This window comes from Sphingomonas yunnanensis, from assembly GCF_019898765.1.
In the GTDB taxonomy this organism is placed as follows: Bacteria; Pseudomonadota; Alphaproteobacteria; order Sphingomonadales; family Sphingomonadaceae; genus Sphingomonas; species Sphingomonas yunnanensis.
The window spans coordinates 243,797-261,616 of record NZ_JAIOKB010000001.1 but is presented as its reverse complement, the minus strand read 5'-3'; the positions used below and the strand labels follow the sequence as shown (position 1 = coordinate 261,616).

Here is a 17,820-nt window from a genome sequence, read left to right as displayed (position 1 = left end):
CCTAGCGGTGCGCGTGGCCCCTCGTCAAGGCGCTCAGAATCTTCCTTCCACGGCGAAGGTGCGCGCGGCGCCGTTGGCGACGAAGCCGCCGGCGTCGAGCCGTGCCGCGATCGTCGGGTCGGTCGGCACGAGCGTCAGCTCGGCGCGATAGCGGCCGTCTGGCCAGAGCCGCAGGTTGACGCCCTCGCCCGCCCCGCTGTTCAGCGGCAGCAGCAATGCTCCCCCGTCGCAGCGCGCGGTGCCGCTGATCGCGCCGGGCAGCGGCTGGCCGAGGAACTGGCCCGACAATGTCGCGCGAACACGTCCCTCGGCCTGCTCGCACGTTGAGTCGACGAAGCGCACGGTGACGTCGTCGAGGTCGAGCGCGGTCACGGGCAGCGGGCGAAAGGCGTTGCCAGGAGTCAGCGGCCCGCGCGCGCCGATGACGGCGGCGCGGTTGCGCGCCAGCTCGACCGTGCCCGACAGCTGACGCGACGGGTCGGCGCTCGCGCCCGCCAGCGCGATCCGCGCGCGCCCGATCAGCAGCGCCAGCGGCGACACGCCGGCGTCGAGGTCGCCCAGCGCGATGTCGCCGAAGCGCGCCTCGACAAGCCGGCCCGACCAGAGGCTGCCCGTCACCTCGCGCGCCGTGAAACCCTGCGCGTCGAGCCCGGCCCAGCCGAGCGCCAACCGCATCGGCAGGAAGACCAGCATCGCCAGCGCGAACAGAGCGATGAAGAGCGCGCGGCGCCCGGTGGCGAGACGGATGCGCATCACTCGCCCCGCTGGCGCAGGCTGAGCTGAGCGGTAACGCTACCCGCGCCGCTGCCGGTGACGCTGAGCGAGTCGACGAGGATGCCTTCCTGCTCCAGCCCCGCGACCCAGCGCATCAGCGCCCCGGCGCGCGCGCTGGTGATCGAGGTGCGCACCTGGTCGGGCGCGACCACGTCCAGCGAGGCCAGCGCGAACCCGGCCGCGTCGGCACGCGCGCGTACCACGTCAGCCAGCGAGCCGCCGAGCGCGGTCGCACCGCGACGCTGGAACGACTTGACCTGGGCCAGCCCGCTCTGCGCCGCACCTAGCCGCACCACCGCGTCAGTATAGCGCGCGCGCGATGCGGACAGGCCGTTGCGCACCGGCAGGATCACCGCCGCCCACACGATCGTGACGGCGAGCAGCACCACCATCACCGCGACCAGCCGGCGCTCGCGCAGCGATCGCGCCTCGAACCAGGCGCGCGCGGCGTTCACGGCCGCACCGTCATGTCGCCGGTGAGCCGGTTGTTGGCCTGCTGGAACACGCTCGACTCCACGGTGAAGCCCGCCGACGCGAGCCGCTGCTTGATCGTGTTGGCCTGTGCCTCGCCGGCGAGCGACAGCGACACGCGCAGCGACCCGTTGGGCTCGAACTGGAGCGCGGTGACCTCGCTCTCGGGCACCGCGTCGACGGTCGCGTAGACCGCCGCGGCGGTGCGCGTGAATCCCTGACCTGGGCCGCGCAACCGCGTCAGCCGCTCGCCGAGCAGCCGCGACGAGTCGCCCGCGGTCGCACCGCGCGGCAGCGCCTGGCGCGCCACCGTGTCGGCCTGCGCCTCGATCGCGTCGGCACCGAAGGAGTAGCGTAGGATCCGGACGAGATCGATCGCCAGGGTGGCGAGCAGGATGCAACCGACCAGCATCGCCAGGCGGCGCAGCAGCGCCCAATCGACCGCGCGCTGGCGGCGGCGCGCGAACGCCCCCTGGCGCAGGTCGATCGCCGGCGCGGCGATCGCCGCGACCGCCGCGTCGCGCACCGCGTCGCGCGCGAGCGGCGACGGGCGCTCCCCCGCGGTGATCAGCTCGGTGAGCAGCGGCTCGTCGGCCCAGCCGCTGGTACGGCCGCGCACCACCCGCTGCCCCGGCAGGTCGGCGGCGACATAGCCTTCCTCCGGCGCAGGCAGCAGCAGCGGCGCGGGGATGATCGCGCCCGGGTCGATCCCGGCGCGCGCGAGCGTCTCCAACCAGCCCCGCATCAGCGCCGGCGCCACCACCGCGATCGCGCGCTCGCCGCTCTTCTCGCCGCCCACCGCGACGTGGAGCTCCTGCGCCGGCTCCGCGGTGGCGTCGCTCACCACCACGCGCGCGGCGGCGAGCGCCTGCGCGGGCGAGCGTGCCGGCAGCTCGGCCCAGTGGAGCGTCACCGCGTCGGCGGGGGCGACCGCGATCACCGGCGCCTCCTCGTCGCGCGCGGGGACGCCCTCGCCCTCGCGCTCGACGCGGTCGTCGCGGATGCGCCACCAGCGCCACGGCTGGTCGTCGGCGGAAGGCAGGAAGAGGAGCGTGGCAGCGGTCATGGCGCATCTCCCCATTGCCGCGTCACGAGCCGGACGGGAAGGGTCCGCGCGTCGATCAGCCCCTGTTCGTGCAATTCGGCGGTGCCGAGCATCACGTCGACGCGCAGCGCGAACCACACGGTCTTCACGCTGGTCGACTGCGCCGCTCCCACCTGCGAGGCACCGCCGCTCTGGGTCGAGAGCTGTGCCCACATCTGGTCGACGCTCGACCAGCCGTTCGGCGGCCGGCGCAAGAGCACGCCCTGCGCCGCCTCGACGCTGAGCGACTCGCCCACCAGCATCGCCAGCAGCGGCGCCTGTTCGGGCAGCAGGGTGTTGACGTTGAAGACGTTGCGCTGCGCCAGCGGCAGCGTGCAGAGGTAGGGCCGCAGCGCGCGATATACCTCGGGCGTGACGCCGCGCACCGCGCGCAGCTCGCTCACGTCCGCCATCAGCACGCCCGCGGTGCGATAGCCACGATAGTCACGGTCCTCCGCCCCGCCGGGAAGCGGGCTGTCGTCGCTGTCGATCCAGTCCGCCGCCGCGGCGGCGACGCGATCGCCGTCGGGCACCCGCAGCAGCCGCGCCAGCCGCTGCAATTGCTGGAGCGACTCGATGTTGACGGCGTAGCTGCCGTCCGGCGCGCGCACGACGAGGCTGTTGAGGTTGAAGCAATTGCCGCCGTCTGTGACGCGCGCGGTCGCGGTCCCGCCCGGGATCGGCAGCCCGAACGGCCGCCCGCTCCATCCCCCCGTCAGCGCGACCCTCTCGCGCGCCTGGCTCAGCAGCGACGTCACGCGCGTGGTCGCCAAGGTCTCGGCGGCATAGGCGTAGCCGCGCGCGGCATCGAGCGCGACCGCGTTGGCGGCGAGCCGGGTCGACAGCCGCAGCCGCTCGAGCGCGCTCGCCGCCATGACGGAGATCACCGCGACGAGCAGCAGCACCGTCAGCAGCGCCGCGCCGCGCTCACCGTGCCGCATCGCCGCCTCCCGGTATCCGCGCCGGCGCACCTGCGCCGGGCGACCCCGTGCCGCCACCCGCAGCACCGCCGCCGCCACCCCCCTGAGCACCGCTGCCGCTCTCCTGCACGCGCCCCGCGCCGGTGCCGACGAGGAACAGCAGCCGGTACAGCCGCGAGTCGGCCCGCGTCACGACGAGCTCGATTGCCTGGGGCAGCGCGGCACGCGGGTTGCCCTGCCACGTGTCGCTCCAGGCGCCACGGTAGCGGAAGCGGAGCTGCACCGTGCGCACGCGATCGAGCAGCAGCGCTGGCGGCAGCGGCGCGGCGCCGTCCAGCGCGGGATAGGCGACCCGCTCCAGTCCGTCTCCGGCGAGACGGTACTCCACTTTCTGCAACTCGGCGCGCGGGGCCTGATCGGGATTGCTCCAGCCGGCGCGCACCAGCCGCAGGAGCGGCGTCGCCGCGGCGTCGCCGCTGAAGGCCGGCAACAGCGTGCCGTTGACGTCGCGCGTGTTACGGTCCTGCGCCTGGGCGAGATCGGCGGTGAGGATCGACGATAGCCGGCTCAGCGCGCCGGTGTCGTCGAGCGCGACCGCGCTGGCGCCCTGCGCGCGCACGCTGAAGGCGAGCAGCGCGACCCCCGCCGCCGCGATCATGCCGAAGATCATCAGCGCGATCATCACCTCGACCAGCGTGAAGCCGGTATCGCGGCGCACGCTCATCCCGCCACGTCCACCGAGAGCGGCGGCGCGGGCGGGCGGACCATCGTCATGCGGCCGAGCACCGCGCCGCCCGGGTCGCTGACGCTGACGTCGACCCGCATCACGTCGCCGTCGCCGAGCGGCTGCACCTCGCGCACCCAGGTCCAGGCACGGCCGCCGTTCTGCTCTACCCCGCTGCTGCGCCCCCGCACCGGCGGCTCGGCGTCGGTCACCGCCTCGATCGCGACATTGCGCGCCACCGCCTGTGCCAGCAACGTCGCCGAGAGCACGCCGGTGGAGCGGATCGTCTGCCCCTCCAGCCGCACCAGCGCGAGCGCGGCGAGGCTGAACACCGCCAGCGCCACCATGATCTCGATCAGCGTGAAGCCGCGCTCAGCCCGCGACATGCGCCCGCCCGTCAGACTCGATCACGACATCGGTGCGCGCGCCCTCGCGCGTCAGCGTGATCGTCAATGGCCGGTCCGCCAATCCGGTGGTGTCGAAGGTGACTCGCTCGCGCACCAGCCCTGCCGCCGCGGTGCCGGGGCGCCACTGCTCGACTCCGAGCGGCGGCTCCATCGGTGACCAGCGGCCGCCGCGCCACTGGTCGAAGCCATAGCCGGTCTCGGTGACCCACAGGCTGACCGGGCGTGACTCGATGATCGCGGCGTCGTGCGCGCTCCGGGCACGCGCGGCGAAGCGCGCCGCCTCGTCCGCCAGCCGGCCGCGCGTGTCGGGCATCGCCAGCACCGCCGCCGCGGAAGCGAGCCCGATCACGGTGATCACGACCATGAGCTCGATCAGGGTGAAGCCGCGGGTCGCGCGCCGAAGCTCGCGGCGGTGCACGCACGCGGCTCCTGCCCGCACGACCGCTCCCCCTCCTGCCGTCATCCCCAGCTTGTTCCGGGATCCACGGTGCCGCGGGAGCCGAAGTTCCGGGATGAGAGGAGGAGTGGATCCCGGAACAAGTCCGGGATGACGGAGGTGTGTGGGGCGATCGCGCAGTTCCAGCACGCGCCGCCCGAGATGCGCGCCGTGCGCCGCGACCCGGTTCGGACCGCGCTTACTGCCAGGAGCCGATATCGGCATCGATCCCCTCGCCGCCGTCCTTCCCGTCGGCACCCAGGGTCCACACGTCGGCGGCGCCATGCTGGCCCGGCGAGGCGTAGAGATAGTCGCGGCCCCACGGATCCTTCGGCAGCTTCTTGACGTAGCCGCCGGCCTGGTAACGCGCGGCGTCCGCGCCGGCGGGGGCGGTCACCAGCGCCTGGAGGCCCTGCGACGTCGTCGGGTAGCTGCCGATCTGCAGGCGATACAGCTCCAGCCCCTGCTCGATCGTGGCGATGTCGGCCTTGGCCTTCTGGATCCGCGCGGTGTCGCCCGAGGGCAGCACGTTCAGCGCGACGATCGTGGCGAGGAGGCCGATGATCACGATCACCACCATCAGTTCGACGAGGGTGAAGCCGTTCTTCTTCTTGCGGCGCTGCTTCTGTACGTTGTGCATCAGGGGTCTCACTGGCCGGCCAAGGTGTTGAGCTGGAGGATTGGGAGCAGGATCGATAGCACGATCGTGGCGACGATCGCGCCCATCACGACGATGATCAGCGGTTCGAGCAGCGACAGCGCGGTCGCGGTGAAGCGGTCGAACTCGCGCTCGAGATAGTCGGCGGCGCGCTCGAGCATCTCGTCGAGCCGCCCTGCCGCCTCGCCGCTGGCGGCGAGATACACGAGCAGGGGGGGGAACACGCCGGTGCGCCTCATCGCGGTCGAGAGGCTCCCGCCGCCGCGGATCGACTCGGTGATCTCGTCCGATGCCGCCTTGAGCCGGCGGTTGTGGATCGTGCCGCCCGTCAGCGTCAGCCCCTCGAGCAAAGGCAGCCGGCTCGCCACCATGGTCGAGAGCGTGCGCGCGATCCGCGCGGCGTGGAGATCGCGCAGCAGCCGCCCGATCAGCGGCACGCGCAGCAGCCAGGTGTCGAAGGCGAGCCGGATCGGCGGCTGGCGCAACGCCAGCACCGCGCCGCCGACCGCCGCGACGACGATCAGCAGCAGCAGCCACCACCAGCCGACCAGAAGGTCCGACAGCGCGATGATCATGCGCGTGAGCAGCGGCAGCTGCTGGCCGACCGTGTCGAACTGCTCGACCACCTGCGGCACCACGAAGGTCATCAGCGCGATCACGACGCTGAACGCCACCGCCGACAGCACGCTGGGATAGGCCATGGCGGTCAGCAGCTTGCCGCGAATCTCCGCCTGGCGCTCGAGCAGGGTGGAGAGCCGCTCCATGATCTCGGGCAGCGTCCCCGAGCTCTCGCCCGCGGCGACCATCGCACGGTAAAGTGGCGGGAAGCTCTTCGGCTCGCGCGCCATCGCGTCGGCCAGGCGCCGGCCCTCGACCACGCCGGTGTGGACGGTCTGGACGATCACGCGGACGCTCTCCTGCTCGGTCTGGCGCGTGATGGTGCGGAGCGACTCCTCCAACGGCGAGACGCGGTTGAGCGTGGCGAGCTGGCGCGTGAAGAGCGTCAGCTGCTTGCCCGACATCTTGGCGCGGCCGAGCTCGAGCCCGAACAGCGGCCGCTGGCGCGTCGCGGGCGCACTGCCCGGCTCGAGCCGCACGACGTAGAGGCGGCGGCGGTCAAGCGTCGCGCGCGCCGCGGCGACGTCCGCCGCGGCGACATGCCCGCGCGTCTCATTGCCGCGCGTGTCGATCGCGAGATAGTCGAAGTCAGCCACGGCGACCCGTCCGACGGACGCGGTAGGAGGATCGTACGTGCCTGGCCGCCTCCCGCTCGTCATCCCCGCACCGGCGGGGATCCAGACGCACGGGCCTTGGCGATAGAGTCGCGAGGTCAGCGTGTATGGATCCTCGCCCGCGCGGGGATGACGAGAGGCGTGCGAAGCGAGGCGCCCGATCACGCATCGGTGATCGCCACCTCGGCGACGTCGGCATTCTCGCTGCGCGAGACGCGCACCGCCTCCTCCGCGGTGGTCCGGCCGTTCTCGACCAACCGTCGCGCCGCGATCGCGAGCGTGTCGTTCTGGGCGAAGGCGTGACGCGCGATCGCGTCCTCGTCGCCGCCCTCGTTGATCATGCGGCGCACTACGGCGTCGACTCGCACCGCCTCGAACACCCCGACTCGGCCGCGAAAACCGGTACGATTGCACTGCTCGCAGCCGACCGCCTCGTAGACGGTCGCGCTCGGATCGATCCCGAGCAGCGGCGCCACCGTCTCGCTCGCGCGCACGGCGTGGCGACAGTTGGTGCACAAGCGCCGCACCAGCCGCTGCGCGATCACCGCGCGCAAGGTGGAGGCGAGCAGGAACGGCTCGACCTTCATGTCGCGCATGCGCGTGATCGCGCCGACCGCATCGTTGGTGTGGACGGTGGAGAGCACGAGATGCCCGGTGAGCGAGGCCTGGACCGCGATCTCGGCGGTCTCGCGGTCGCGGATCTCGCCGACCATCACCACGTCGGGGTCCTGGCGCAGGATCGCGCGCAGCCCGGCGGCGAAGGTGAGCCCGACCTTGCTGTTGACCTGCGTCTGCCCGACGCCCTCGACCGCATATTCGACCGGGTCCTCGACCGTCAGAATGTTGCGGCTGCCGTCGTTGAGCAGGCGCAGCGCGCCGTACAACGTCGTCGTCTTGCCGCTGCCGGTCGGGCCAGTGACGAGCACGATGCCGTTGGGCTCGGCGATGATCTCGCGCAGCAGCGCGTACATCGGCGGCGTCATGCCGAGCGCGTCGAGGTCGATGCCGGCATTCTCCTTGTCGAGGATACGCAGCACCACCCGTTCGCCCGCGCGGCTGGGCAAGGTCGAGACGCGGACGTCGAGCAGCTTGCCGCCGAGTGTCAGCCCCATGCGCCCGTCCTGCGGAACGCGCCGCTCGGCGATGTCGAGCCGCGCCATCACCTTGATCCGGCTCACCACCACCGGCGCGACGTGCGGCGGCATGCGCAGCGTCTCGCGGAGCACGCCGTCGATCCGCATCCGCACCACCAACCCGGTCTCATAGGGCTCGATATGGATGTCCGACACGCCGTTGCGCGCGGCGTCGGCGATGATGCCGTTGATCAGTCGGATCGCCGGCGCGTCGTCGGCGGTGTCGAGCAGGTCCTCTGCGGTGGGAAGGCCCTCGGCGAGAAGGTCGAGCTCGTCGCCCATGCCGACCGCGGCGGCGGCGGTGGCCTGGCCGTCCATCGCGTAATTGTCGCTGAGCAGCCGGTCGAACGCCGCGACCGGCACGACTGCGACGTCGAAGGCGCGCCCGAGCACGCGCCGCACCTCGATCAGCGCGCGCGGATCGGCGCCCTCGCGCAGCGCCACTTTGGGCGTCCCGACCGTGCCGCCCTGGTCGAGCACGACGCCGAACTTGCGCGCGAAGGAGTAAGGCAAAGCCGCCGGCGGCAGCATCGCCGGCGGCACCGTCACCCCATCACCGGGCGGCGGCAGCGGCGCGGCGACGGCGTCGATCTCGGCTCCGGTGCGCACGATCACTTGCGCCTCTCTCCCCCAGGGATGACGGTGGTGGAGTTGCGATAGACCGGCACCGCCACGCGCGGGTCCTCGATGCTGCCGGGCTGGCCCGCCGGCGGCAGCGGCGGCGCGGCTCCCATATAGTCGCGCACCAGCGTGTCGATCGACGGCTCGGATAGCGGCTCCTGCGCCGCCTGCTGGAGGCGGAGATAGCCGTAGCGCTGCTCGGTGACGCGGCGGTTGTCGGCCGCGCTGCGGATCACGGTCGGGCGGATGAAGATCATGAGGTTGGTCTTCGACCGCGTCTTGGCGCGCGACTTGAAGAGGTTGCCCAGCACCGGAATGTCCCCGAGCAGCGGGATCTTCTCGATCGTGCGGCGCTCCTCGTCCGACAGCAGCCCGCCGATGACGCCGATCGCCCCGTCGTCGACGGTCAGCACCGTCTCGACCTCGCGCTTGTTGAGGATCAGGTCGGAATTGTTGCTCGACACCGGCCCCGCGATCGAGCTGACCTCGAGGTGGAGGTTCATCTTGATCGTGCCCGAGGAGTTCACCTGCGGCCGCACGTCGAGCCCGATGCCGACATTCTGCCGCTGCGTGGTGCGGAAGGCATTGTCGAAATTGTTCGACAGCGCCTCGCCGGTGGTGATCGGGATCTCCTGCCCGACGAGCGTGTGCGCCTCCTGGTTGTCGATCGTCATGATCTGCGGCACCTGGAGCAGGTTCGACGTATTGTCGCGCTTCACCGCGTTGATGATCGCGCCGAAGACAGTGCTGCCGATCTGTCCGCCGAAGCCACCGAACCCGCCCGACGAGCCGATGATCGACTGGATCGCCGACTGGGTCAGCGTGTCCGAGGGCGTATTGTTGGTCACCGTGGTGGTGACGCCGTTGGCGATCGTGGTGGTGGTCGAGCTCGCCAGCTCGCGCGCGCCGATCGCGCCCGCGATCTGAAGGATGTTGGGCGCCGAGTTGCTGAAGGTCGACGCGGCGAAGGCGCCGCCGTCGAGGTTGCCGAGGATGAACTGCGCGCCGAGCTGGTTGACGGTCGAGTCCGACACCTCGGCGACGATCGCCTCGACCAGCACCTGCTGGCGGCGCTGGTCGAGCTGCTTCACCACGTCGGCGAGCTGGCGCTGGATGTCGGCGGGCGCCGCGATCACGATCGCGTTGGCGCCGGCATAGCGGGTCACCACCGCCGCGGTGCGGTTGCCCTGGCCGGTGATCGCGGCCTGCTGCGGCTGGCTGCCCGACTGCTGCGTCGTCGACTGGGTCGGACGCGAGCGAGTCGCTGGCTGCGGCGTCGCGCCCACCCCGGTCGAGCCGGTGCTCGAGCTGCTGAGCCCCGAGCGGGTGAGCGCCTGCTCCTCGATCGCGTCGGGCGCCTGGCCGACGAGCTGCTGGAGCACCGGCAGCAGCTGGTTGGCGTCGGCATTCTCGAGGAAGACGACGCGGATCTCGGTGGCGTTGCGCGCGCTCTGGTCGAGCTCGCGCGCCAGCGCCGCCAGGCGCGCGACGGTCTGCGGGTCGCCGCGCAGTGCCACCGCGTTGGAGCTCTCGATCGCTACCGCCGAGGCGCCGCCCGAGGGAGACGCGGCACCGCCGCTCCCGCCGATCAGCCCCTGGAGCGCGGTCGCGACCTCGCTGGCGCGCGCGTTCTTGAGCGGGATGATCCGCGTCGCCGATGTGTCCGAGTCGATCCGCCGCACCACCTCGCGCACGCGCCGGACGTTGTCGGCGAAATCGACCACCACCAGGCTGTTGCCGCCCCGGTTCGCGGTCACCGAGCCCTGCGCGCTGACCAGCGGGCGGACGGTATCGACCGCTTGCGCGGCGTCGATCGAGCGCAGTCGGATGATCTCGGTGACGAGCTGGTTACGCGGCGCGCCGGCCAGGCCGATCCGCCCCGGCTGGCTCGCCGCATTGTCGATCGGCTGGACGCGGAAGGCGCCATTGGCGCTCGGCACCGCGACCAGGCCGTTGGCGCGCAGCGTCGAGAGGAAGACCTCGAGATATTCGGAGCGCGACAGCGGACGGTCAGTGACGACGGTCACTTTGCCCTGCACGCGGTTGTCGATGATGAAGGTGCGCCCCGTCACCTTGGCGGCGTCGGCGATGAAGGCGCGGATATCGGCGTCGCGCACGTTGAGCGTGGTCTGCGCGAGCGCGGGCGGCACCGCCGCGGCCAGCGCGACGGAAGCGAGGAGGACGTGGGGACGCTTCATCATTTTACCGGGATGGCGAGCGCGACCGTCTGGCCATTGCGCTGGACGGTGACGGGGACCGAGCCGCCGGGGGCGCGCTCGCGTGTGAACTGTTCGAGGTCGGCAGGTCCCGAGACCGGCCGACCCGCCACCTGGGTGACGACGTCGCCGTCGCGTAGACCCGAGGCGCGGAAGGCGTTGCCGCCCTGCCCGCGGACGGTCAACCCGACGACCCGACCGCCCTCTATCTGCGGGATGGCGGTGATGTCGGTGCGAAGCCGGTCGGGCGACATCGCCCCGCCGCCCGCGTCGGAGTCGCGTGCCGTTCGCGGGTCCGGGCCCGGCATCGCCACGGGAGCGGCGCCGGGGGGCGGCACCGCGGCGCTCGGCTTGCTCGACTGATCGAGGAACAGGTCCTCGCGCGCGCCGCCACGCTCGAGCGTGACATGGTCGAAGGCGACGCCGCGCAGCACCACCCCGGGCACGACCTCCTCGCCGACGCTGACGCTGCGCTGCAGTCCGTCCGGCCCCGCGAGGATCGCGGCACCGCGCGCCTGCGCGTCGTCCATCCGCGTGCCGAACAGGGTGAGCTGGAGCGAGGTGACCACCGCGGGTCCCTGCGCCGCCTGTGCGCCACTCACCCGGTAGAAGGGATCGACGCTGCCGAGCACGCCGGCGGGATCGACGGGGATCGTCGGCCCGGCCGGTACCCAGGCGCCGAGCGGCGACACCGGCGTGACGATCACCCACATCAGCCGCGCGCATTGCACGGCGAGGCCGGCGAGCAGCAGGAGCTCGACTGCCGAATAAGCGTTCACCACCGGCAACCGCCGCAGGATCGCCCGTGCCCGGGCGTCGAACTTCAAACGCATGCGCTCGGCTGAACTCCCTGCGCCACCACGACTGCCCTGTTACATCGGCACCGCCGGCTTGTGTAATATTTCTGTGGCTGGTTCGACTTGCTTCAGGTGGAATATAGCAGGTGCATGGCGACCGACCCCATCATCGCGCGACTGAGTGCGCAGCCGCTGATCCAGCGAGTCCCCTCTCCCAAGCTCACGCTGTTCATTCGTCGCGACTTCCTCGACGCACAGGAGTGCGACGCACTGATCGCGCTGATCGACGCGGATCGGCGACCCTCGACCATCGCCGATCCGAACGGCGACACCGCCTTCCGCACCAGCGAGACCTGCGACCTGCGCGTCGACGTCCCGCTCGTCGCCGCGGTCGACCGTCGCCTCGCCGACTTCGCCGGGCTCGACCCGCGCCACGGCGAGCCATTGCAGGGCCAGCGCTACGCCGTCGGTCAGGAGTTCAAGGCGCACACCGATTATTTCGAGCCGACCGGGGCCGATTTCGCGCGCTTCTGCGGCGTGGCGGGCAACCGCACCTGGACGATGATGGTCTATCTCAACGCCCCCGAAGCCGGGGGCGCGACGCGTTTCAAGGCGATCGACAAGACGATCCAGCCGGAGTCGGGCAAGCTGGTCTGCTGGAACAACCGCCGCGCCGACGACACGCCCAACCCTGCCACGCTGCACCACGGCATGAAGGTGCGCGCCGGCGTCAAATACGTCATCACCAAATGGTTTCGCGAGCGACCCTGGGGCTGAGCAGTGCCCGGCGGCGTCTTCCGCCGGTCACCGCCGCCGATCAGAAGCTCACGCTGGCGCCCAGGGTGAAGAGACGACCCAGCCGATAACGGTTGATGTCGACCCGGCCGCCGCCGTCGAAGCTCTGGAATTCCTGGTAGCGCGTGCCCGTGAGATTGCGCGCCTCGGCCTTGATCTCCACCTTCTGCCCGACCAGCTGCACCTTCTGGCGCATGACGAAGTCGAGCCGGATGCCCGGCTTCTCGATGATGTCGGGCTGGAAGCCCGAACCATCGAGCAGCGATGGCCCCCGGTTGGTGACCCGCTCGCTGGCATAGTTGAACAACAGAGTCGCCTGGGTGCCGTTGTCGGTGTCCTCATAGCCCAGCTGCAGGTTGACGAGATGGTCCGACTGGCCGGTCAGCGGCGCGCCGTCGCGGAACAGCGAGCGCGCCGGCGCGAAGTTCGCCTGACACCCGCCCAGCGTCGTCCCCTCGAGCACGCCCGGCACGCAGCTGCCGTCGGCGGTGATGGCCGAGTGGGTCCAGGTGTAGTTGGCGATCAGCACCGCTCGCTTGCCCGCGAAGCCGGCCGAGATGAAGTCGAGCGGGACGTACTTCTGCGCCTCGAGCTCGGCGCCGTACAGCTTGGCGCGCGGCAGGTTGGTGAAGCCGGTCTGGAGTCGCGCGTCGGGCGTCGGGAAGAAGCCGACCTGCTCGATCGGGTTGTCGATCCGCTTGTAGAAGCCCGCCAGCGTGATGCGCTGGTCGCGCGCGAAGAACCACTCGTAGCGCGCCTCGAGGTTGTACAGCTCCGAGTCCTTCAGCCGCGGGTTGCCGAAGAAGAGGCGGTCCGACTCGAAGTCACGAAAAGCCTGGGGAGCGAGCTCGCGGAACTGCGGCCGCGCGATCGTCTTCGAGGCGGCGAGGCGCAGCTGCTGGTTGCTGGCGAAGTTCCAGGTGATCGTCGCCGCGGGCAGGACGTAATCGTTCTTGAGCCGGGTCGAGGTGGCGTTGATCGGGGTGACCCGCTGCGTCGCTGTCTCGTAGCGGACGCCGATGATCGCGCGCAGCCCATCGAGCGCCTCCGCCTCGACCTGGGCGTAGCCGGCGTGGATGCGCAGCAGCGCGTCATATTGGTAAGAGCCGTTCTGCCCCGCGTCGAAGCGCAACTGCACCGCGGTGTCCGCCGGGTTGCCCGAGATCGGCGTGGGGCAGCCGTTCACCACGTCGGGCGAGAGCAGATAGTCGGGACGCAGCAGGTTGCACGGGAACGGGATCGCCCCGCCCGTGGCGGTCTGGTAGACGAAGGGCAGCCGCGTCGAGGTGCGATCGTTCTCCGAGAAATAATAGCCCGCCGATACCGTCATCGGGCGCTCGCCCGGGATCTTGTAGGCCACGTCGGCCTGGCCCGAGTAGAGATCCTCGTTGAGCTCGCTGAAGACCACCGTGGCGAAGCGATCGAAGGCGTTGGTCGCCTGCCACGCCCCCGGGCAGTTGAGCCCGCGGTCGCTGACCGGCACGTCGCCGGTCTGGTCGGTCAGGCTGGTGTTGCAGAGATAGATGAACTGCCGCTCATAGGGCGAGTTGCGCTGCGTGTTGGCGTAGGCGCCGCGTACGTCGATCGACAGGTCGGTGATCGGCTTGAACTCGCCGACGAGCTGGGTCTCGATCAGCTTGCGCTCGAACCAATTGGTGTTCTGCTGGAAGAGCGGGTTGCCGCTGGAATTGTTGTACACGGTCGCACCCGAGGCACGGCCCTGCTTGAGCGTGTCGTGGATGTAGACGTTGGTCCAGCGCACCTTGTTCTCGCCGAACTCGGCGCCGAAGCCGAGCAGGCCGTTCACCACGGCGCGATTATCGGTGATCACGGTGTGAAAGTCGTTGCGCAGCGTGCCGTCGACGCTGACCGTGTCCTGCTGCGTCGCGTCGCGCGTACGCCAGGTGTTCGACACGCCGAGGCTGCCGATCAGCCCGACGCGGGTCGCGCCGATGTCGCCGGTGACGCCCAGGTCCATGCTGCCTGAGTAATTGGCGGGCGTGTCGGTGGTGCGCTGGAGCAACGTGGTCCGCGCATTGGAGAGCTGCAGCACCTGCGCGCTCGGGATCACGCCATTGCCCGTGGGCGCCTGCTTGATGAAGCTGGGCACGTTGCGCTCGCCGCCGTCATAGCCGAGCCAGTCGGTCTTCGAGCCGAAATAGGTGTAGCCGAGCTTGGAGGTCGTCTCGGTGTCGATCCCGCCCGAGGCACCGACGGTGAAGAAGTTCTCGTCGGGAATGGCCTTGGTCGTCAGGTTGATGACGCCGCCGCCGAACTCGCCGGGGTAATTGGCGGAATAGGTCTTCTGCACCAGCGCCGAGCCGACCACGGTGGTCGGGAAGATGTCGAGCGGGACGGTGCGGCGCAACGGCTCGGGGCTCGGCAGCGGCGAGCCGTTGAGCAGCGCCGAGGAGTAACGGTCACCCAGGCCGCGGACGAACACATAACCGTTGCCGACCACCGACAGGCCGGTGACGCGGGTCAGCGCACCGGCGATGTCGCCCTCGCCGGTGCGCGCGATGTCGGCGCTGGAGAGGACGCTGACGACCTGCGCGGTGGCACGGATCGTGTTGGGGATGTTGCGCCCCACCACGACGATGTCGCCTCCGCCGCTGGCATCGAGCCCGGGCGCGGAGATCTCGGCCTGGGGCTCTTCGGCCGCGGCGTCGGCGCCCTGCTCAGTGCCGGGCGTCGCGGTAGCGGTCGCCTGGTCCTGCGACGTCGGGGCGGCCTCTGGATTGGTGGTGGTGCTCGTCGGCGGCGGGGCCGCCGGCGAGGACGTGGTCGGCGCGCCGGTCTGCGGCGCGACCTGCGCCAGCGCCGCGGGGGCGACCAAGGTGGTCGTCAGGAGAAGGAGCGAGGCATAGGTGCGCTGGCGCATGGCGGAAGGTTCCAGTCTGTTTCTATGAGCGGGCCCGGGGCGGCGCTGAGAGGCGCTCCCCGGGCCCGCCGAGCATCACGAGGGCTGGTGGCGCCTCAGCGGCCCTGGCACTGGAAGTAGACCGAGTTGAAGGTCGGCGGCCCGACGTCCTGGAGCGCGCTGTCGGCGGCGCGGATCGTGGTGCGCGTGGCCCCGTCACCCGCACCGGCGATGATGTTGACGCACGCCGCACCCGCCGCCGACTTCACCACGCCGTTGACGAAGGCGAAGTCCGCGCCGCCGCGAAGGCGGATCGCGGCCGGGGCCGAGTTGGTCTGGACGAAGGTGAAGTTGGCGTAGCGGCCGTAGGTGCGCGGCAGCAGGTCCTCGGCATTGTTCGAGTCGATCTCGGTCGCGAACGAGTCGGCGGTCGAGCCCGAGGCCTTCTGCGCGGCGATGATGAACTGCATGAAGCCGCGCCAGCCGTTGTCGACGTCGAACCCGTCGTCGTCCGCGCCCGTCACGACGAAATACTTCAGGTTGGTGGCGCCGCCGAAGATCTCGACGCCGTCGTCCGAGGAATTGTGACTCTGGACGTGGTCGATCGTCGTGCCCGAGCCGGTGCCGCCGAGCGTGAGGCCCTGGAGCTCGTTGCCCTCACTGATCGCGATGCCGGTAAAGCGGATCTGGACGTACTGGAGCGTCCCCGAGCTGTCGGCCTGATCGCTGCCGCCGTAGAAGCGCCCGGTGACGCCCTCGATCGCCTGCTGGCAGGTCGCCGAGCTGCCGTTGGCGTCGTTCGGGCCGGTACCGGCGGCGCAGACCGCGGTGGGCGCGCGGCCGAGCAGCACCACGCCGCCCCACAGCCCCTGAGTCGCGTCCGACACGCCGTTGCTGGCGAGGTTCTGCTGCGCGGTGAAGATGATCGGCGCATCGGCCGTGCCCACCGCGTTCAGGCGGCTGCCACGGTTGACGAGCAGCAGATCATTCGAGGACTCGGACGAGTCGGCGGCGATCACGACGCCCGGCGCGATCGTCAGAGTGACACTCGCGGTACCATTGCCGATCTCGGTTTGCCCGCGCAGCCGGTAGAAGACCCCAGAGATTTTCGGCAGCGTCAGGTCGCTCAGGATCTGCGGCGTTTCCGTACCGGACGGAAGGCGGCAGGCGCGGAACGTCTGCACGAGACCGTCGTCGATCGTCCCCGTCGGGCAGGTCGCAGTCGCGCCGCCGGTGCCGATGGAGGGCGCCGCGCTGCAATTACCGCTATTGAGGAAGCTGGCGGCGGTGGAGCTGCACGTCCAGCCCGAGAAGGCGGAGTCGTTCGGGCCGCTCAGTGCACCGACGAAGCTCGTGTTCTGGATGAAGCTGCTGTTGCCGAGCACCGTCTGCGGGTTGCTCGCGGTCGCCAGCGAGGTGCCGCTGACCGGGTAGACGCCGTTGAGCGTGCTGCCGAAGCCCTGCAGATTGTTGTTCTGCCCGGCGTTGAGGATCGCGACCTGCTCGTCCGCGGTGACGGTGATGCCATTCTGCGCGGTCGCCAACGCGATCTGCGCGTTCGTAAGGGCCGTCGGAGTCGGCGCCGCGGTCGGCGTCGGGGTCGGCGCGGGCTGGACGATCGTGATCGGCAGACTGCCGGCGCCCGGCGACGCGACGTCGTCCGCGCCGCACGAGGCGAGGAACAACGTGGCGGAGGTCGCCAGCAGGAACTTGCTGCGACGGCTGAAGCTGACCATGACTCACTCCCTGTTAGGACGGACCCCGCGTTGGGACCCGGTGCGGCGAGTCGAACCATGTGCGCCCGCTCGCTCCCTGAGCAGCGCCGCTAGGCCCGCTCGATGACAGCTGAATGAGTCTTCCAAGACGTTTTGGCGTCGTTTGCGTTACGCTTAAGTGACAACCAGGCTCGTGCCCCGATCTGGGACTTGTCAGGCGCGGGCGAACGGCGAGCGTCTAGTCTGCCGCTCAGCCTGTGATCGTCGGCCCCTGCATCACAGTTCGATCGTGTTCCTGCGCACGCAGGAACCCAGAGCCTGAAACGCCGGGCCTGATACCGCTGCGCTACTGCCAGCGCAGGATCACGCGCCGTGGGTGATCGCGCACGATGCCGAACGTCACATGCGAGAAGCCCCGCCGGTCACGGGGACGAGCGGGGCGTTCGGGCCGGTCGGATGGTGGGCGCGACAGGGATTGAACCTGTGACCCCACCCGTGTGAAGGGTGTGCTCTACCGCTGAGCTACGCGCCCATCCGCGTCGGGAGCGGCGCACCTACGGGAGCGCGCCAGCCCTGTCCAGCACTTAATTGAGCGAGTCCTTGAGCACCTTGCCCGCCTTGAACTTGGGCTGGCTCGAGGCCTTGATCGTCATCGGCTCACCGGTGCGCGGGTTGCGCCCCGTCGACGCCTTGCGACGACTGACCGCGAAGGTGCCGAAGCCGACCAGGCGCACCTCGTCCCCCTTCTTCAGGCTCGTCGAGATCGCGTCGAACACCGCCTCGACCGCGCGGCTCGCCTCGCTCTTGCCGAGCCCGGCCGCCGTCGCGACCTGCGCGATCAGTTCCTGTTTGTTCATGCGAGAAGACCCCGTTCCTTACCGTTACGCAATCGAGATGGATTCGCGGAGCGTGGCCCGCATCCCTCCAGTAAGGCGCGCGCTCCGCGTCGAGTCAAACGAAACCGCCGCGCCCCGGGA

The 17,820-nt window shown here is 70.7% G+C and carries 16 protein-coding genes and 1 tRNA gene; 1 reads left to right on the top strand and 16 read right to left on the bottom strand.

Annotated elements, in window-relative coordinates; genetic code table 11:
* Positions 1–33 precede the first annotated feature (33 nt).
* The 12 genes from gspN to K7957_RS01120 form a co-directional block, all read right to left on the bottom strand.
* Positions 34–753: a type II secretion system protein N gene (gspN, locus tag K7957_RS01175; protein ID WP_223010175.1), complete on the bottom strand. Its 720-nt coding sequence runs from the start codon at positions 751–753 to the stop codon at positions 34–36.
* Positions 753–1,229 carry a type II secretion system protein GspM gene (gene gspM / locus K7957_RS01170; RefSeq protein ID WP_223010174.1) on the bottom strand — a complete coding sequence of 159 codons (477 nt, stop codon included), beginning with the start codon at positions 1,227–1,229 and terminating at the stop codon, positions 753–755. The genes gspN and gspM overlap by 1 nt, the downstream gene beginning before the upstream one ends.
* Positions 1,226–2,311, bottom strand: coding sequence for a type II secretion system protein GspL (gene gspL / locus K7957_RS01165; protein ID WP_223010173.1), 1,086 nt, complete (start codon positions 2,309–2,311; stop codon positions 1,226–1,228). Before gspL ends, gspM begins: the two co-directional genes overlap by 4 nt.
* Entirely contained in the window at positions 2,308–3,270 is a 963-nt protein-coding gene (gene gspK, locus K7957_RS01160; protein ID WP_223010172.1) for a type II secretion system minor pseudopilin GspK, read from the bottom strand. The genes gspL and gspK overlap by 4 nt, the downstream gene beginning before the upstream one ends.
* Entirely contained in the window at positions 3,257–3,973 is a 717-nt protein-coding gene (gene gspJ / locus K7957_RS01155; RefSeq protein WP_223010171.1) for a type II secretion system minor pseudopilin GspJ, read from the bottom strand. Before gspJ ends, gspK begins: the two co-directional genes overlap by 14 nt.
* Positions 3,970–4,359, bottom strand: a complete 390-nt coding sequence (gene gspI, locus K7957_RS01150; protein ID WP_223010170.1) for a type II secretion system minor pseudopilin GspI — start codon at positions 4,357–4,359, stop codon at positions 3,970–3,972. The genes gspJ and gspI overlap by 4 nt, the downstream gene beginning before the upstream one ends.
* Complete coding sequence (locus K7957_RS01145) at positions 4,346–4,798, bottom strand: GspH/FimT family pseudopilin (protein ID WP_343228261.1); 453 nt, start codon at positions 4,796–4,798, stop codon at positions 4,346–4,348. The genes gspI and K7957_RS01145 overlap by 14 nt, the downstream gene beginning before the upstream one ends.
* Before the next feature lie 217 nt (positions 4,799–5,015).
* The gene (gspG, locus tag K7957_RS01140; RefSeq protein WP_223010168.1) at positions 5,016–5,456 is read right to left on the bottom strand and encodes a type II secretion system major pseudopilin GspG; all 441 of its coding nucleotides are present in this window, start codon (positions 5,454–5,456) and stop codon (positions 5,016–5,018) included.
* A gap of 8 nt (positions 5,457–5,464) precedes the next feature.
* Positions 5,465–6,688: a type II secretion system inner membrane protein GspF gene (gene gspF, locus K7957_RS01135; RefSeq protein WP_223010167.1), complete on the bottom strand. Its 1,224-nt coding sequence runs from the start codon at positions 6,686–6,688 to the stop codon at positions 5,465–5,467.
* Between the two features lie 179 nt (positions 6,689–6,867).
* A complete protein-coding gene (locus K7957_RS01130; RefSeq protein WP_223011060.1) occupies positions 6,868–8,370 on the bottom strand; it encodes a GspE/PulE family protein in 1,503 nt (500 codons plus the stop codon).
* Positions 8,371–8,450: 80 nt separating this feature from the next.
* Positions 8,451–10,658 (bottom strand): type II secretion system secretin GspD, encoded by a 2,208-nt coding sequence (gspD, locus tag K7957_RS01125; protein ID WP_223010166.1) that lies wholly within the window; start codon positions 10,656–10,658, stop codon positions 8,451–8,453.
* The gene (locus K7957_RS01120; protein WP_223010165.1) at positions 10,658–11,509 is read right to left on the bottom strand and encodes a type II secretion system protein N; all 852 of its coding nucleotides are present in this window, start codon (positions 11,507–11,509) and stop codon (positions 10,658–10,660) included. The genes gspD and K7957_RS01120 overlap by 1 nt, the downstream gene beginning before the upstream one ends.
* Positions 11,510–11,623: 114 nt before the next feature.
* Between K7957_RS01120 and K7957_RS01115 the strand changes: the two genes are divergently transcribed.
* Positions 11,624–12,250: a prolyl hydroxylase family protein gene (locus K7957_RS01115; RefSeq protein ID WP_223010164.1), complete on the top strand. Its 627-nt coding sequence runs from the start codon at positions 11,624–11,626 to the stop codon at positions 12,248–12,250.
* Between the two features lie 40 nt (positions 12,251–12,290).
* Here the strand turns inward: K7957_RS01115 and K7957_RS01110 are convergent, their stop codons facing one another.
* The 4 genes from K7957_RS01110 to K7957_RS01095 form a co-directional block, all read right to left on the bottom strand.
* Positions 12,291–15,149, bottom strand: a complete 2,859-nt coding sequence (locus K7957_RS01110) for a TonB-dependent receptor domain-containing protein (protein ID WP_223010163.1) — start codon at positions 15,147–15,149, stop codon at positions 12,291–12,293.
* Between the two features lie 95 nt (positions 15,150–15,244).
* Positions 15,245–16,864 (bottom strand): hypothetical protein, encoded by a 1,620-nt coding sequence (locus K7957_RS01105; protein WP_223010162.1) that lies wholly within the window; start codon positions 16,862–16,864, stop codon positions 15,245–15,247.
* Between the two features lie 436 nt (positions 16,865–17,300).
* Positions 17,301–17,375: transfer RNA gene (locus tag K7957_RS01100), tRNA-Val, on the bottom strand.
* A gap of 52 nt (positions 17,376–17,427) precedes the next feature.
* Positions 17,428–17,700, bottom strand: a complete 273-nt coding sequence (locus tag K7957_RS01095; RefSeq protein WP_183920663.1) for an HU family DNA-binding protein — start codon at positions 17,698–17,700, stop codon at positions 17,428–17,430.
* Between the last annotated feature and the right edge of the window lie 120 nt (positions 17,701–17,820).

Bases quoted from the DNA above. Each gene is read 5' to 3' on its own strand.
- gspN (WP_223010175.1), bottom strand. From the start codon at position 753: ATGCGCATCCGTCTCGCCACCGGGCGCCGCGCGCTCTTCATCGCTCTG.
- gspL (WP_223010173.1), bottom strand. From the start codon at position 2,311: ATGACCGCTGCCACGCTCCTCTTCCTGCCTTCCGCCGACGACCAGCCG.
- gspK (WP_223010172.1), bottom strand. From the start codon at position 3,270: ATGCGGCACGGTGAGCGCGGCGCGGCGCTGCTGACGGTGCTGCTGCTC.
- gspJ (WP_223010171.1), bottom strand. From the start codon at position 3,973: ATGAGCGTGCGCCGCGATACCGGCTTCACGCTGGTCGAGGTGATGATC.
- gspI (WP_223010170.1), bottom strand. From the start codon at position 4,359: ATGTCGCGGGCTGAGCGCGGCTTCACGCTGATCGAGATCATGGTGGCG.
- gspG (WP_223010168.1), bottom strand. From the start codon at position 5,456: ATGCACAACGTACAGAAGCAGCGCCGCAAGAAGAAGAACGGCTTCACC.
- K7957_RS01130 (WP_223011060.1), bottom strand. From the start codon at position 8,370: ATGCTGCCGCCGGCGGCTTTGCCTTACTCCTTCGCGCGCAAGTTCGGC.
- gspD (WP_223010166.1), bottom strand. From the start codon at position 10,658: ATGAAGCGTCCCCACGTCCTCCTCGCTTCCGTCGCGCTGGCCGCGGCG.
- K7957_RS01120 (WP_223010165.1), bottom strand. From the start codon at position 11,509: ATGCGTTTGAAGTTCGACGCCCGGGCACGGGCGATCCTGCGGCGGTTG.
- K7957_RS01115 (WP_223010164.1), top strand. From the start codon at position 11,624: ATGGCGACCGACCCCATCATCGCGCGACTGAGTGCGCAGCCGCTGATC.
- K7957_RS01110 (WP_223010163.1), bottom strand. From the start codon at position 15,149: ATGCGCCAGCGCACCTATGCCTCGCTCCTTCTCCTGACGACCACCTTG.
- K7957_RS01105 (WP_223010162.1), bottom strand. From the start codon at position 16,864: ATGGTCAGCTTCAGCCGTCGCAGCAAGTTCCTGCTGGCGACCTCCGCC.
- K7957_RS01095 (WP_183920663.1), bottom strand. From the start codon at position 17,700: ATGAACAAACAGGAACTGATCGCGCAGGTCGCGACGGCGGCCGGGCTC.